Origin of the sequence: uncultured Tessaracoccus sp. (assembly GCF_947255005.1) — a bacterium.
Lineage (GTDB): Bacteria > Actinomycetota > Actinomycetes > Propionibacteriales > Propionibacteriaceae > Arachnia.
In genome coordinates this window covers 17,596-32,761 of sequence record NZ_CAMYFI010000001.1, presented here as the reverse complement: position 1 = coordinate 32,761, position 15,166 = coordinate 17,596, and the positions used below count along the sequence as shown (strand labels likewise).

Below are 15,166 nucleotides of genomic sequence, written 5' to 3'. Positions count from 1 at the left end.
GGCGCGGAAGACGGGGATGCGGCTCCTGAACCCAGGTTGCCCATATGCTCGAAGGTATGCGACACATCGTTCGACTGCTGGTGTTGCTCGTCGCTGTGTGGGTGGGCCTGGCGTTCACGTTGCTGTTCGGCGTTGAGTGGGGGCTGCAACAGCTCCTGGCGAAAGGTCATCTCCTCGGAGCAGGGATCGCCGGCGGTGTCATCTGGTTGGCTGGGCTGTTGATTTCTCTCGAGCACCCGAAGCGTGATCCGCGCTTCGGCACAATATGGACGATCACGATGTTCGTGATCGGCATCATCGGCGGGATTGTCGCCTATCAGGTGACGTACTTTCTCGGTGCCCCGGAACAGCAGGAGCACTACACGCTGGCCGACATGGCCGGGATCTTCCTGATTCCGGCCGTCATGGCGGGGTGGATCGCCGTCGTTGCGACGGTCTATCTCACGCTCGTGACGCGCGCCGGGCCTGCTCGGCCCATCTCAGCCGCTCAGCGGTGGACGCACCGCTGAGCCGCTGTCAGCGCTTCGTGACCTGCGCGAAGCGCAGCTTCCAGCCGCCGCCCGTGCGCTGCCACAGGTTGAATCGCAGTTTGGTGCGCTGCTGCCAGCGCATGCCCACCACGCCGTCGGCGTACTGATCGATGCCGAGCACCTCGAAGCCCTTGTCATCGAGCGGTTTCCAGGCGCCATACGTTGCGTCGACGACCTGTCCATCTGCCGAGTGCGAGATCACGTCGGGGTGCAGCAACTTGCTCAGTTTGGTCTCGTCGGTGCGCACTTCGTCGGAGACGAGCTTCTTGGTGAGCGCTAACAGCTCGCCCTTGATTCTGGACGATGCCGTGCCAGGCGTGCGGTTCGTGGGCGCCGTTTCCGCCGCGACGGTGAGCAAGTCGGGTTCTTCCTCACACTGCCCAACTTCGAAGGCCGACTCCGAGCTGCAGGCGGGAGCGCCGTCGAAGCCTGGCCCGACGTCTGGGCGACGGCCGGATTGGAACGCTTCGGCAACGGCACGAGCTCGGGCGTCGGCGGCCTCGTTGAGGCGATGCCCCGCGTGCCCCTTCACCCACTCGAACGACACGCTGCGGCCTCGCATGGCCTCGTCGATGGCCTTCATGAGCTCAACGTTTTGGACGGGTTTGCCGTCGGCTTTCTTCCACCCTTTACGCTTCCAACCTGCCATCCATTTCGTGATCGAGTTGATGACGTACTGCGAGTCGCACAGCACCTTCAGTGGGCGCGGGCTGTTCGCGGTGGATTGCAGCAATTGCAGCACCGCCATGAGCTCACCCATGTTGTTCGTGCCGCGCTCCCAGCCACCAGCCGCCCAGCAGGTGTCATCGATGTACCAGGCCCAGCCGGCCGGTCCCGGATTGCTGAGCGACGACCCGTCGGCCGCCGCCACCAGTTCGTCAGTGGCCATAGCCAGGCAGGATGACGCGCTCGAGCAGGTCGAGCTTCTCGTCGTGGTGCAGGAACGACGCCTGAAGCGCATCGACGGTGATGCGCTCGAAGTCATCCACGCCCCAGCCGAAGGCCTCGGAGACGCGGGCGAACTCGCGGCTCATGGAGGTGCCGGACATCAGGCGGTTGTCGCAGTTGATGGAGATGTTGAAGCCCAGGTCGAACAGCAGCCCGACGGGGTGCTGTTCGATGGAATCTGCGATACCTGTTTGCAGGTTCGACGTCGGGCACACCTCGAGCATGATTTGCTGGTCGAGCACGTACTGCGCGAGGCGCCCCAGCGCGGGCTGCTCGCCGGTGAGGTCGATGTCTTCGACGATGCGCACACCGTGGCCGATCCGGCGCGCCCCGCACACCTGAATCGCCTCGAACACAGACTTCGAGCCGACCGCCTCACCGGCGTGAATCGTGAACGGAAAGTTGTTGCGACGCAGGTGCTCGAAGGCCTTTGCGAAGCGAGTGCAGGGGAAGCCGTCCTCCGCGCCTGCGATGTCGAAGCCAGCGACGGAATCGTCGCGGAAGTCGAGGGCGAGCTGCGCGATGTCGCACGTCGGTTCACCGTGGCGCATCGAGGTGAGGATCTGTCGCGCGGTGATCGGGCGCCCGTCGGCCTGCGCCGCTGCGACGCCGTCGGCGATGCCGTCGCGCACGGCTTCGACCGCCTGCTCGACCGTGAGACCGCGTGTGACGTGCTGCTCGGGCGCCCACCGTAGCTCTGCGTAGGCGACGCCGTCGGCGGCCAGGTCTTCGACGGCCTCCTTCGCAACACGCATGAGGTGCTCGCGGTTGCGCATGGCCGCGACGGTGTAGTCGAACGTTTGCAGGTAGGACGTGAGCGAGCCCGAGTCGGCTTGCTCGAAGAACCAACCTTCCAGGGTGTCGGCATCCAGGCAGGGCACCTCGTGACCGATGTCGCCGAGGTGATCAATGACGGTCTGCCCTCGCAGCCCACCGTCGAGGTGCTCGTGCAGGGCCACCTTCGGCAAGGCCTTCAACTGTTCCATGTCCATACGCGTCAGCCTAGCCCTGCGCTCCGACAACGTCGACACGCGTTACCTGCGGGTGAGCCTGCAACGCATCAATGCCGGGGAATGCCGTAGAAATCGGCGATGTCATCCACGCTCACAACGGCTTTGTCAATGACGTCCTTAAACCGGAGAGACTGCTTCTGATCTGCTGCCACGACGTCAATCGTCACCCGCTCAATGTTGCGGTAGTTGCCTCGGTGCACCTCGACGATAGCTCGCCCCACCTCGTCGAGTATGCTGCGGAGCTCATCGCGAGACGTAGCGTCGGTATCGACGCGGCCCGAGATCCATCCGTTCTTCGAGAAAAACATTCCCACGAGCGTGTAGGTGAACTCGCTCGTTGCAGTAACTCCGTTGATTCGCTCGATAGCGTCGACGAGTTGCTGATTCAAGTCGGTCTCGTCAGGTTCCGTTTCGCGGCTGCCACTACAGCCAGAGAGTCCCATGGTGAGTACACCTCCTGTCGCAGCCAGTATGACCCAACGTCGCGCGACGGCGTTCATGCCCGTCCATTCGTCAAATCAGCCAACTGATGGATGAGGCTCCCGCCAAGATGGCCAGCAGGTACGCGAACGATTCCCGGCTGGCCGGGCACCATATGGTAAAGGCCGCGTGCTCCAATGGACCACGCGTCGTTGAAGTGATGGGTGCCGTCGGGGAACTCTGCCATACCAATCGCAAATACACTCGCCTCGGGGTGCAGTGCATCACGAGCATCGTCGGGAAGATCCGGCATATCAGGAACCCTGCGAAGCAAGGCCGAAGGATCGTCTCGTAGGGAATCCGGGACATTCTCGAGCACAACAACGATGGGCTCATATCCCGCACCGGGACGGATCGGCGTCGCACGGGCGTCGTCGAGCGGCGGCAGTACGCGACGAATGAGGCTCCATATCTGGGCGGTGGGGGCCAAGGCGACCTCGATCATGGGATGCGCGCCGACAACCTCCGGCCCATCCGGCCCATCCTCAACTTTGCACCGCTGAGTGATAGCGACGCAGTCCTGGTTGCCAACGAGCAGGGATGATTCGAACACGACATCTGCGTACTGCGACACCAGCTGGAGAGCGATCTTCGCGGTGCGGGTGAGTTCCAGAGCGATCCCCCACTGGGGGTCGAGGCCGGCTGGGGTTTCTATGCCGGCGGCCGCCCAATCATCGCGCAGGTCCTCGTCGACATGCGGCAGCTCTGGGCCCGTGATGAGTTCGGTTGCGCTTGCCCAAGCCTGCTGACCGACCAACCCGACGCGCAGCGGCCCCTCGGTGTGCATCGTGGAGGTCATCAACGGTACTCCCGTCCGAACTGCGTCTTGTAGGTCGTCGTGTCCCCGTGCAGAAAGTGGCGGTATTGCTCATCGAGTTGACGCACTGCCGCCACATTCTCAGGACTTCCCTGGCCGCTGCTGAGAGTCGCAATATCTTGCTGATAGGTGGTCTGTTGGTGAGTGTACGTCGGCAAGTAGTCGCCCGGCCCATTCTGGCCCGAATGGGGCATGGTGATGTTCGTAACGTTCGATGTGGGATCGACCGAGCCGTTGACGCGCCTGCCGTCGAGATCGGCTCTCGGGATCGGATCGTACTGCGTCTGGAAATTAGTGACGGGCACGCTGCGGTCCATGTTGAGGGTCTCCGTGGGCGATCCAGCACTCACGATGCCTTTCACGTCATAGCCATCCAGATAATGCGACGAAGTGATCATCTGACCAGCGATGATGCCGCCCTGCGAGTGGCCAGTGAGCAGGAGTTCCGGCTTGCCCTCGGGCACCGGCAAGCCGCGCTGGCGGCGGTACTCGATGTCTTGCTGGATGGCTTGCTGGACCGCGTCGGCGGCACCCTGCGTCGCAGCAGTCGGTCCTTCCCCAATGTGGGCGAAGTTGGCGGACCAGTCCAGGCCCGACGGCGCGCCTCCCCAACCAGCCTTGGTAAACATCTTTTCCGCGGTGCCTGGAATCGATGCAATGTATCGAACCTGGCCATCCGCGCCGACCACGGCCGTCACGGTCACCGAGTTGCGATCAGCGTCCCCCCGGTTATAGGCATCCATAGTGATGTCCATGAGGTCATTGATGCCGGCGATTTCGCCCTTTCCGGCCACTCGCGTATCACCTGTCCATGGCAGTCCGTCGTCGGCAATGTGCTGGTCTTCACCCGTAATCGCGTTAGCGATGACACCAATTCCGCGTGCCGCTACGGTGATGGCTTCGCCACCCACCTGCGAGATGTACGGGGGCTTTCCGTCCTCAACCCAATCCGTAAACCACTGGGGAGGATTGTCGATGCCATCCTTCAGCCGGTCCCAAGCCGCGCCAGCAGCATCGATACGTGGCTGGACGTGCTCATCCCACTGATCGGATGCCCAGGAGAGCCCGTCTTCAATGCGATCCCCCGTCCAGTCGATGGCGTCTTCCACGCCATCGCGAATCCCCGCACCCAGTTCGCGGAGATCACCCAGCCCGTCCTGCCACAACAGCTTGGCCGCCAACTTGCCATCGGTCGTATTCAGCCGGAACGTGAGCGACACTACTGACGCGGCGAGACCAGCACGCACGAACGGGCGCCGGGGATCGATATTGAACCCTGCGACGTCGGTGATCCACCCCCAGTCTCCGATCTCGAACTGCCACCGGTGGGCTTTGTCGACTGTGCGGCGTTGAGCATCCTGGATATCGCTCAACGACGATGCTGCTGTCTCCAGTGCCTCGGCGATCGGATCCAGTTGTTTGATCTGTCTGTCGATCGCTTCGCATTGGCGTTCTCGTCGCTTATGTTCAGCCTCCGCGGCACGGCCCTGCCATTGACCTACGTCGAGGGAACGTAGCCCGTCGCTCACCTCACCGAGCGTTCTCGATGTGGAGCGGAGGTCGGCAGCTTGCGCCGACAGCTCGCTGGGTTGCGCCCGGAGTCCGTCACCCCACTGCATCAGATGCCCCCAAAGAATGACTCAACCTCTTGACACGCCCGCTGCTCACACTGCTCATACGCGCTGGCGGTCTCCCCCATTGCTTGGGCGTGCGTCTCGAGCTGACTGACGATCTGTCGGGAAGAAGTCTGGAACTCCGAGTCGAGGGACGCGGCACGTCCCGCGCTCATAGAACCGGGGAGAGCATCCGAGACACGGTGGATGCGCATCGTCTGAGATGCCGACGACGCGACGTTGGAAATCGTTTCAAGGCGTCCCCTGGCCTCACTCAGCACCGACCAATCCACTCGGAAATCCATAGGGGGCATTATACGACGCCAGGAGGTCAAACCGATATGTCGAGCGGCAGGGTCTCCTAGCTACGCACTCGCTCGAGGTCGTTCGGCCCAAACCCCTGCGGCAGCACCTGCACCCAAGGGAGATCGCCTTCTGGCGTGCGCACGACGAGGCCCTCCCCCGCATGCTCGTGGAGCAGCTGACGACAACGGCCGCACGGCATGATGAGTTCGCCCAGCTTGTTGACGCAGAGGAACGCGACGAGCTTGCCGCCACCCGACTTCCACAGCTCAGAGATCAAACCACACTCAGCGCAAAGCGTCATGCCCAGGCTAGCGTTTTCCACGTTGCACCCCGAGACCATGCGGCCATCGTCGACGAACGCCGCCGCTCCCACTGGGTACTCGGAATAGGGCACGTACGAGAATTTCGTCATGCGTTTGGCCTCGGCGAGAAGGGTATCCCAGTCGATCATCAGTGGCTCTTCTCATAGTGCTCGCCGTCGGCGGCAGGAGGCCGCACCCGGCCGATCAGCCCGGCAACGGCGACGATCGTGATGAGGTACGGCAGTGCGGAGAGGAAGTCGCCCGGCATGGGGGTATTCAACGGGCTCAGCGTCTGCGCGAGCTGCCTCGAGAAGCCGAAGAACAACGCCATGCAGGCCGCCAGCACCGGGTGCCATCGCCCCATAATCACCGCTGCGAGCGCGATGAAACCGTTGCCAGCGGTGACGCCCGTCGTCTGGAACGCGCCCGAGCTACCAATCGTGAAGAACGCACCGCCAAAGCCCGCAAAGACGCCGCCGAGCACCACGGATTGGAACTTGGTGCGGATGACGTCGATGCCGACAGTGTCCGCTGCGTGCGGGTGTTCACCCACCGCACGCACACGCAGCCCCCACTTCGTTTTGTAGAGCATGAACCACACGAACACCACCGCGATCACCGCGATGTACGTGAGCGGGCGTTGGACGAACAGGATAGGGCCGAGGAACGGGATCTTGCTGACCACCGGGATCTCGACCGGCATCATGACGGAGACGGAGTTCAGGTTCGACGAGCCCTTCACTAGCTGCTCGTACATAAACCCGGTGAAGCCCGTCGCGAGTAGGTTCACCACCACGCCGAGCACCACGTGGTCAACCAGGTATTTGAGCGTGAACAGGGCCAGTAGCAGCGCAGAAAGCACGCCTGCAAGCACCGCGGCGAACATGGCCGCCCACAGATTCTGCGTGAGCCCGGCAATGACACTCGCGGTGAACGCGGCCGTCAGCATCTGCCCTTCGATGGCGACGTTCACCACACCTGCGCGCTCGGACAACACACCGCACAACGCGCCGAGCACGATGGGGGTGGCGTACTGCAGCGTGCCGTTGAGCTGGTTCGTGAGCGTGAACGGCAGCGGCGCGTCCGCAGCCGACCAGACGATAAACCCGACGAACAGCGCGATGCCGGCCAGCGTGCCGAGCAGCGTCGACCAGGGCTTAGGGACCTTCCGCGTCAGGAAAAAAGCGCCGACAAACAGCATCACCACGGCGCAAAACACCGTCACCGGCACGGCCGGGACGGACAGCGTCGGCAGCTGCACCTCGTCGAGCACATCGGATAGCGCGATCTGCGAGACGCCGCGGGAAGTCACGCCGCCGATCAGCAGAAGCAACCCGACGATGGCGATCAGCGCACCGGAGGACAACCGGTGGCGGCGCTTCTCCGCCGATTCGACGTTGGTGTCTGCGCTGACCGCGTTGGGGGAAACCGACGTGGTGGTCATGCCGTCACCGCCTCCTCTTTCACGACCTTCACTTTGCGCTCACGCAGGAACGGCAGGAGCCATTTCACGAATGCGGGAGCCGCCACGAACAGCACGATGAGCGCCTGGATGAGATTCACCAAGTCCGACGGCGTGTTGGCGTGGATCTGCATGTGCACGCTACCTTCCTTGAGCGCACCGAACAGCAGCCCGGCGAACAGCACACCCAGCGGGCGCGAGCGCCCGAGCAGTGCGACGGTGATGGCGTCGAAACCGATGGCCCCGACGATGCCCGCCGACAGCTGGGTGGGGTAACTGGTGAGCATCTCTGGGGCGGTGACCGCGTTCACGCCCGCCATGCCTGCGAGCGCGCCGGCGAGCGCCATCGTGACGATGGTCACTTGCGACACATTCATGCCGGCCGTCGCGGCGGCATGGGGGTTGAGGCCGACGGCCTGAATCCGCAGCCCGAGCGTGGTGCGTTCGAGGAGCCACCAGATGAGCCCAACGCAGATCAAAGCCAACAAAAAGCCCAGGTGGAGGCGGGTGCCGTCGATGCGGGGAAGGGTGGCCGACCAGGGCAACTGCGGGCCGATTGGGTCGTTTCGCCCCGGATCCATGAAGGCGCGCTGCTGCATGAGGTACTGCATCATGAACACCGCGACGTAGTTGAGCATGATCGTGACGATCACCTCGTGGCTACCGGTTTTGGCTTTCAAGAAGCCGACGATGCCGCCCCACAGCATGCCGCACGTGACGCCCACGAGGATGACGAGCGGCAGGTGCAGGATCAGCGGAAGGCCCTTCACCGTGAAGCCGATAAACGCTCCCCAAACCGCACCCATGATGGCCTGGCCCTGGCCACCGATGTTGAACAGCCCCGCGCGAAACGCCAACGCGACGCCCAGGCCCGCGAAGATCAGCGGCGTGGCTTGCGCCGTCGTTTTCGTGAAGGCCACCCACGACCCGAATGCGCCTTGCACGAGCGCCGAGTACGTCGTCGCCATTTTCTCCCACGACGCGCCGAGCGCGTCGCCGGGGCGGGCGAAGAAGTACGCCCACTTGGAGGCAACCTCCGGGTCGAGCACAATCATCACGATGGAACCGACGAGGAACGCCAGCACCAAGGCCCAGAACGTGACCGCGGCGGAATTGAGCCACGCGGCCCACGGCGCTCTCGGTTTGGAACTCTTTGCAGCGCGCGGCTCGCGAGTTTCGTTGTCACTCACCGGTTTCCACCCCTCTCGCCGCAGTGGCGTCGTCGCCTTGTCCGGCGATGGCATCGTCGTAGCTGACACCGGCCATCATCAAGCCGAGCACCTCTCTGGATGTGTTGGAAGGCACTACGCCGACGATCTTGCCGCGGTACATTACCGCGATTCGGTCGGCGAGCGACTCCACCTCTTCTAACTCGGTGGAGACGATCAGCACCGCGGTGCCCTTGTCGCGCTCCTCGACGATGCGCTTGTGTAGGAATTCGATGGCACCGACATCGACGCCACGGGTGGGTTGGCTTGCCAGCAGCAGACTGAGGTCGCGCGACAGCTCGCGGGCGAGCACCACCTTCTGCTGGTTACCACCCGACAGTGAGTTGAGCGGCGACGACGTCGACGTCGTGCGGATATCGAACTCTTCGACGCGCTGGATGGCGTTGTCGGCGATCTTCCCCAATTCGAGGTTGCCGTGCTTGGAGAACGCGTCCAGATTATTAATGACGAGGTTCTGTGCAACGGAGAATTCCCCGACGAAACCGTCGCGGCGTCGGTCTTCCGGCACGAAGCCCAGGCCCGCATCGATCGTTCTGCGAGGCTTCGCGTGCGTGATGTCCACCCCGTCGAGGGTGACGGTTCCCGTCGCGATGGGCAGGGTGCCGAGCAGGCCGGCGGCGAGTTCAGACTGGCCGTTGCCTTGCACGCCTGCGAGGCAGACGATCTCTCCGCCGCGCACGGTGAGCGACAAATCATCGACGGCGACGGCACCCGACGGTGCGGCGATCGAGACGTGTTCGAGGACGAGGCGGTCCTCCCCTGGCTGGGCCGGTTCCTTCTCCACTTGGAGTGTGACGGGGCGGCCGACCATCATCGACGCCAACTCCGCTTCGGAGGCGCTGGGATCGGCCGAGCCCACCACTTTGCCTCGACGGATGACGGTGATGTCGTCGGCCACCTCCCGCACCTCGCGCAGCTTGTGGGTGATGAAGACGATGGCGCGGCCTTCGTCGCGCAGCGCCCGCATCACGTCCATGAGCTCGTCGATTTCCTGCGGTGTCAGCACCGCGGTGGGTTCGTCGAAGATGAGGTACTGAGCTCCCCCCGCGAGCGCTTTGAGGATTTCGACGCGCTGCTGGATGCCGACGGGAAGGTCTTCAACCAGGGCGTCCGGGTCGACGTGTAGTCGGTATCGCTCGGAGAGTTCCTTGACCTGCTGACGTGCGCGTTTGAGGTCCAGCATGCCGGCCGACCCGGTTTCGCGCCCCAGCACCATGTTCTCCGCGACGGTGAACACCGGGATGAGCATGAAGTGCTGGTGCACCATGCCGATGCCAGCGTCCATCGCCTGTCTAGGGCCGTGGACGCGCAGGGCTTCGTCACCGACGCGGACCTCGCCGCCGTCGGCTTCGAGGAGCCCGAAGAGCACGTTCATCAGTGTCGATTTGCCGGCGCCATTCTCCCCCAGCAAGCAGTGGATTCGCCCAGGAACGATGTCGAGGGTGATGGAGTCGTTTGCGACGAAATTACCGAATCGTTTCGTGATGCCGTCGAGGTGCAGCACCGGGGCGGTGTCGGTTGCGGCAGTGCTCAAGGTTCCTCCTGGCCGTCGTTGGCGCCGTCGATGATCGTAGCGGATGGCCGCACGTGGCGCCTGAGCGCCTACATGACTTGGGAAGGGCACCCGAGGCAGGTACCCCTCCCAAGTTATTACTGCATTGTCACTGGTTGTTGAGCGGAGATGCAACCTTGATCTCGCCAGCGACAATCTTCGTCTGGAGTTCCTTCAGCTCGTCGGCGAGGCCGTCGGGCATCTTCGACTCGAAGTCGTGGAACGGTGCGAGCTTCGCACCCTCGTTTTCGAGCGTGCCGATGTATTCGTCGGAGCTGAACTCACCCTTCATCGACTGCTGAATCACATCGAACACAGCCACGTCCATCGCCTTCTCCACCGAGGTGATGACGACGTCCTTGTACTCGGGTGCCGAGATGTAGCCGTCGGTGTCAACCCAGACCACGTTGACCTTGCCCTTGGTCTCCTGGGCGGCCTGCAGCGCGCCCTGGCCCGCGGGGCCTGCAACCGGCATGATGATGTCGGCGCCCTGCGAAATGAGGGTATTCGCGGTGTTCTTGCCGGCGGGGATGTCGCCGAACGGATCGTTGCCACCGATGAACGTGCCGTCCTGCTTGTCATCCTGCCAGCCGAGCACCTGGACGTTGGTGCCCTTCTGTTCGTTGTGGTACTTCACACCCTGCGCGAAGCCGGTCATGAAGATGGTAACCGTGGGATACGGTGCGCCGCCGAAGGTGCCAACCTTGCCAGACTTGGTCATTGCTGCTGCGGAGTATCCGGCGAGGAAGCCGGGCTGGGCCGCGTCGAACAGGAGTCCCTTGGCGTTCTTGACTCCCTCGAAGGAGCCGAAGTCGACGATGGCGAAGTCGATGTCCGGGTTCTGCTTGGCCGCGGCTTCCGTCGCCTTCGACAGCGCGAAACCGACGGTGATGATCATGTTGCAGCCAGCGCTGATCTGCGACTGGATGTTGCCGGCGTACTCGCTCTCGGCATTCGACTCGATCTGTCCGGTCTCGATGCCAAGCTCATCCTTGGCCCTCATGAGCCCGTTGTACGAGGTTTCGTTGAAGGACTTATCGTCGAATCCTCCGAAGTCAGAGACCATGCAGGCCTTGAACTTCTCGGCGCTGCCCTTGCCGTCGGAACCACCCGACGAGGCGCTAGCGTCGCCGGAAGCGGCGGGGGTCTGGCTGGCGTTCGTGGTTTCGGCCGGGGGCTGGGCACATGCGCTGAGTGCAAGGAGCGACGCTGCTGCAAGTGCGCCCAACTGAGTGATCTTCTTCACTGGTTTCCTCCTGAGGGGCGTGTCAAAGGGCGCCCCGAGCGTAGTACTTTGCACGCCCGCGCGCACCCATCGACATCGAATCGTTACCTAAGCGTAACGTCGACGATGTCTTGACCTGGTTTCGATACGCCCGCTACGCGGGCTACTCAACCACCTGGGTGGCCCTCCCCGATGATTGAGCCGCGGGCGCAGCCCGCGAGTCGAACTCATCTCGCTCCGGTTTCGATACGCCGCCTCTGGCGGCTACTCAACCGCCTGCGGCACGCCCGGCGGCACGGTCTACACCACCTGGCGGACCAGGTCGGAGGCGGAGCGCACCATCTGGCGGGTCTGGTGCTCCCAGTCGGGTTCCTGGCTGCGATACGGGCCCGTCGCGAGCGACAGAATCACCGCCGCCGCACGCAGGCGTAGCTCCACCGGGTCGACGCGCTTATCAAACACCCCTACCCAGCGCGTCAAAATGTCCTGCAGCTTGGCTGTTTGCTGCGCATTCATGCGCTGAATCGTCATGAGGTGCCCAACGAGACACGCGAGGTCATCAGCCCTCCGCCCGGGCCCGACGGTGTCCACGTCGAGAATGCCGACGACCCGCCCGCCGTCGACGCGCACCTGGCCTTCATGAAAGTCACCGTGCGTGGGCTCGTCGCCCAGAGGACAATGCTCAAGCCCACGCTCAATGTGGCGCACCGTCCACCGCACCTCATCGGTGAGGGCTGGCAGCGGCGCGACGACGAGGCGCCCGTAATGCTCCACCGCGTCCGACCACGGCGGGCGACGGTGCAGTTGCGAGACGGCAGGCGGCATGGCGTCGAGCATGGCGATGAGCTCTTCCGCCTGGCACGGGTCGCCCGGCTCGAAGATCGCTCGCGCCAGCGACGTGCCCGGCAACTCGCGAGTCACGAGCAGGTAGTCGGGCGTGGTCATCGCCACTTCAGGGGCGGGTAGGCCTGCGTCGAGGAGCAGTGCGTGCTTGTGGTGCACGTCGGGGAAGAGCCGCTCCCGCAGCACCTTCACATAGAACACCTGCGACTCCGCCACTACTTTGACTACGGCCCGACGCCGCGGTCGGTAGCCAATCATGGACAGCGAAAGCTGCTCGCCGGTGATAGGGCGTGCGAATACCTTCCCCTGGTTCAACACCTCCGCCATTCGATCGGGGAAGGCCGCCCGAGCAAGGCCCGGCAGATCGGGGTCGTTGGGGTAGAGCCACACCGCGACGCGGCGGTTACCGTCGTTGAAAATCTGCGCGTTCGCGTCCGACGGCGTGGTCTGCCCGCCCGAGCGCGCCGACACACCGAGTAGCTCGTCCCGCTCACCGTGCGGCCAGAGGACCTTCGCCATATAGGTAGCGGTGGTGTACTGCTCCGGGGCTTGATCGACGTGATCCAGGCTCCAGCTCACCAGCTCACCGCCCGCATGACGCACCGCCGCTTTGAGCAGATCACCCACGTTCGGACCCGTCAGCAGCTCTGAACCGTCGTCAAGCATGGGAATCTTCCCTGCGCACAGAGAACCAAGCGGCCCGCCTGCCATCCATCTCCGTCACCTCGAATGTGAAATTGACGGTGATTGGCTCCGCAGGCATCTGGCTCGGCTGGAGCCCGACGCAAATACGCGAGCCCACCTGAGGCAGCGCACCCAACACCGACATGAAGTAACCAGCGACGGTATCGTACGGCCCCTCAGGGATCACGAAACCCGTGGCGTCGGCGAACTCCTCGATGGTGGCGAGTCCGTCGAATTGGTTCACCTGCAGATGTGCCCGCGGCTCCGGCACGTCGTATTCGTCGGTGATGTCGCCGATCAATTCCTCCATGAGATCTTCCATGGTGACGATACCCGCCGTGCCGCCGTACTCGTCGCGTACGACGGCAATGTGCATGCTTCCCTTCCGCATGGCAGTCATTGCGGGGAGAATGCGCATGGTTTCTGGCAGGTGCAGGATGGGGCGCACGATGCTGCGCACGTCGCCACCCCGCGCGGTTCCCTCCACGTCCATCAGGTCGCGCACATGCAAGAATCCGATCACCTTGTCGGCCGATCCGTCCGTCACCGGGTAGCGAGAACGCGGTGCCCCACGCACCTCTCGGTAGGCCTTTTGGATGGGCATATCGGCGGGCAGAAAGTCGACCTCGGTGCGAGGCACCATCACCTCGCGGAGACTCAACTCACCGGCCTGGAACACCTCATCGACGATGCGACGTTCCTCGTCGCCGAGAGTTTCGGAGCTCGACACCATCTGCCGCAACTCCTCGTCGGTGACGACTTCCCTCGCCTGTTGGGGGTCGCCGCCGAGCACGCGCACCAGCGCGTTCGTTGACACATCGAGGAGCCAGATCACCGGACGCATCAGCGTCGCAATGCCGGCAACCATGGGTGCCAGCATCAAGGAAAACGACTCGGCACGCTGCATGGCGAGGCGCTTGGCCGTCAATTCGCCAACGACGATGGAGAAGTAGGCGATCACGAGCGTCAACCCGACGAGGGCCAGCGTGTCCGCGAGCCTGGAGGGAACACCCCACGACACCAGCCACGGAGCGACGCGTGGGGCAATCGCCGAGGCACCGAAGGATGCCGACAGGAAGCCCGAGACGGTAACCCCAATTTGTACAGCAGAGAGGAAGTTGTTTGGATTAGCGGTGAGTTTCTCGATGGCCTGTCCACGTTGTCCGCGCGTGCTGAGCTGACGAACCTGAGAGTCGCGAAGAGAGACGAGTGCCATTTCGGCGGCCGCGAAGGTGCCACCAATGAGGATGAAGAGCGCGATGAGCGCGATATCTAATGCCATGCAATCATTACCGGAAAATCACGGTCCGGTCACCGTCTAACAATACCCGGTGTTCTGCAAACAGCCGCACCGCCTCAGCCAACGTCTGGGATTCCTGCGTCTGCCCTTTACTGACAAGTTTGGACACATTCATCGAGTGGTCAACCCTGGTGACATTTTGTTCGATGATCGGGCCCTCATCGAGGTCACTGGTGACGAAGTGCGCCGTCGCCCCAATCAATTTCACCCCACGATTATGCGCCTGCCGGTAGGGATTCGCCCCCTTGAAGCCGGGCAGGAACGAATGGTGAATATTGATGGCGCGCCCAGCGAGGAACTCACACAATTCGGGGCTGAGAATCTGCATGTAGCGCGCCAGCACCACCAGCTCAACGTCGTGCTCGATGACGAACTGGCGCACCTCAGCCTCAAACTGCGCCTTCGTTTCCGGTGACACATATCGGTGAGTGAAGGGCACGTCGTAGAACTCCGCCAAGGGCGCGAGCACGTCGTGGTTCGCCATCACCGCCAACACGTCGATGGGCAGCGCGCCGGAGTGTGAGCGGAACAGGAGGTCGTTGACGGCGTGCCCTGCCTTCGATGCGAGGATGAGCGTTCGCACCTCCCGCCCAACCACGTCGACCCGAAATGTTGCCTGATACCGCTCCATCTCTTCATGAATGGCGCTCTCCAGCTCGGGCGCAGCCGCCCCCTGCACTTCCACGCGGGCGAAGAACTGCCCGGAATCCGGCGACGCGAACTGCTGCATCTCGACGATGTTGCCGCCCACCGAGACAACGCCAGCAGTCATGGCGTGGATTAGCCCAGACCTGTCAGGGCACCACAGCGAGAGAACCAAGTCAGACATGCGCTTAGCCTATTGCATTCCGCAATCGACGCC

At 63.4% G+C, this 15,166-nt stretch carries 15 protein-coding genes; 1 reads left to right on the top strand and 14 read right to left on the bottom strand.

The features are described 5' to 3' along the window. Window positions 1-56 precede the first annotated feature (56 nt). Window positions 57-509: a hypothetical protein gene (locus Q0X61_RS00150; RefSeq protein ID WP_297738977.1), complete on the top strand. Its 453-nt coding sequence runs from the start codon at window positions 57-59 to the stop codon at window positions 507-509. Window positions 510-516: 7 nt separating this feature from the next. Here the strand turns inward: Q0X61_RS00150 and Q0X61_RS00145 are convergent, their stop codons facing one another. The 14 genes from Q0X61_RS00145 to Q0X61_RS00080 all read right to left on the bottom strand — a co-directional run bounded on the left by Q0X61_RS00145 (window position 517) and on the right by Q0X61_RS00080 (window position 15,133). Next, a complete protein-coding gene (locus tag Q0X61_RS00145) occupies window positions 517-1,419 on the bottom strand; it encodes an RNase H family protein (protein WP_297738974.1) in 903 nt (300 codons plus the stop codon). Beyond that, window positions 1,409-2,470, bottom strand: a complete 1,062-nt coding sequence (locus Q0X61_RS00140; protein WP_297738971.1) for an adenosine deaminase — start codon at window positions 2,468-2,470, stop codon at window positions 1,409-1,411. The genes Q0X61_RS00145 and Q0X61_RS00140 overlap by 11 nt, the downstream gene beginning before the upstream one ends. Window positions 2,471-2,538: 68 nt before the next feature. Then, window positions 2,539-2,934, bottom strand: a complete 396-nt coding sequence (locus tag Q0X61_RS00135; protein ID WP_297738968.1) for a hypothetical protein — start codon at window positions 2,932-2,934, stop codon at window positions 2,539-2,541. A gap of 53 nt (window positions 2,935-2,987) precedes the next feature. Further along, the gene (locus tag Q0X61_RS00130) at window positions 2,988-3,770 is read right to left on the bottom strand and encodes a hypothetical protein (protein ID WP_108870394.1); all 783 of its coding nucleotides are present in this window, start codon (window positions 3,768-3,770) and stop codon (window positions 2,988-2,990) included. Further along, window positions 3,770-5,407, bottom strand: a complete 1,638-nt coding sequence (locus tag Q0X61_RS00125) for a putative T7SS-secreted protein (protein ID WP_297738962.1) — start codon at window positions 5,405-5,407, stop codon at window positions 3,770-3,772. The genes Q0X61_RS00130 and Q0X61_RS00125 overlap by 1 nt, the downstream gene beginning before the upstream one ends. Then, window positions 5,407-5,706 (bottom strand): hypothetical protein, encoded by a 300-nt coding sequence (locus Q0X61_RS00120; RefSeq protein WP_297738960.1) that lies wholly within the window; start codon window positions 5,704-5,706, stop codon window positions 5,407-5,409. Before Q0X61_RS00120 ends, Q0X61_RS00125 begins: the two co-directional genes overlap by 1 nt. Before the next feature lie 56 nt (window positions 5,707-5,762). Next, window positions 5,763-6,161 (bottom strand): cytidine deaminase, encoded by a 399-nt coding sequence (locus tag Q0X61_RS00115; RefSeq protein WP_297739347.1) that lies wholly within the window; start codon window positions 6,159-6,161, stop codon window positions 5,763-5,765. Next, complete coding sequence (locus tag Q0X61_RS00110; RefSeq protein WP_297738957.1) at window positions 6,158-7,453, bottom strand: ABC transporter permease; 1,296 nt, start codon at window positions 7,451-7,453, stop codon at window positions 6,158-6,160. The genes Q0X61_RS00115 and Q0X61_RS00110 overlap by 4 nt, the downstream gene beginning before the upstream one ends. After that, window positions 7,450-8,661, bottom strand: coding sequence for an ABC transporter permease (locus tag Q0X61_RS00105; RefSeq protein WP_297738954.1), 1,212 nt, complete (start codon window positions 8,659-8,661; stop codon window positions 7,450-7,452). The genes Q0X61_RS00110 and Q0X61_RS00105 overlap by 4 nt, the downstream gene beginning before the upstream one ends. Further along, window positions 8,654-10,234 (bottom strand): ABC transporter ATP-binding protein, encoded by a 1,581-nt coding sequence (locus Q0X61_RS00100; RefSeq protein ID WP_297738951.1) that lies wholly within the window; start codon window positions 10,232-10,234, stop codon window positions 8,654-8,656. The genes Q0X61_RS00105 and Q0X61_RS00100 overlap by 8 nt, the downstream gene beginning before the upstream one ends. A 127-nt stretch (window positions 10,235-10,361) precedes the next feature. After that, window positions 10,362-11,498, bottom strand: coding sequence for a BMP family protein (locus Q0X61_RS00095; RefSeq protein ID WP_297738948.1), 1,137 nt, complete (start codon window positions 11,496-11,498; stop codon window positions 10,362-10,364). Window positions 11,499-11,777: 279 nt separating this feature from the next. After that, window positions 11,778-12,986: a phosphotransferase gene (locus tag Q0X61_RS00090; RefSeq protein WP_297738945.1), complete on the bottom strand. Its 1,209-nt coding sequence runs from the start codon at window positions 12,984-12,986 to the stop codon at window positions 11,778-11,780. After that, window positions 12,979-14,286 (bottom strand): hemolysin family protein, encoded by a 1,308-nt coding sequence (locus Q0X61_RS00085; RefSeq protein ID WP_297738941.1) that lies wholly within the window; start codon window positions 14,284-14,286, stop codon window positions 12,979-12,981. Before Q0X61_RS00085 ends, Q0X61_RS00090 begins: the two co-directional genes overlap by 8 nt. 7 nt (window positions 14,287-14,293) lie before the next feature. Continuing rightward, on the bottom strand, window positions 14,294-15,133 hold the full coding sequence (locus Q0X61_RS00080; protein ID WP_297738938.1) for a formyltetrahydrofolate deformylase: 840 nt from the start codon (window positions 15,131-15,133) through the stop codon (window positions 14,294-14,296). Between the last annotated feature and the right edge of the window lie 33 nt (window positions 15,134-15,166).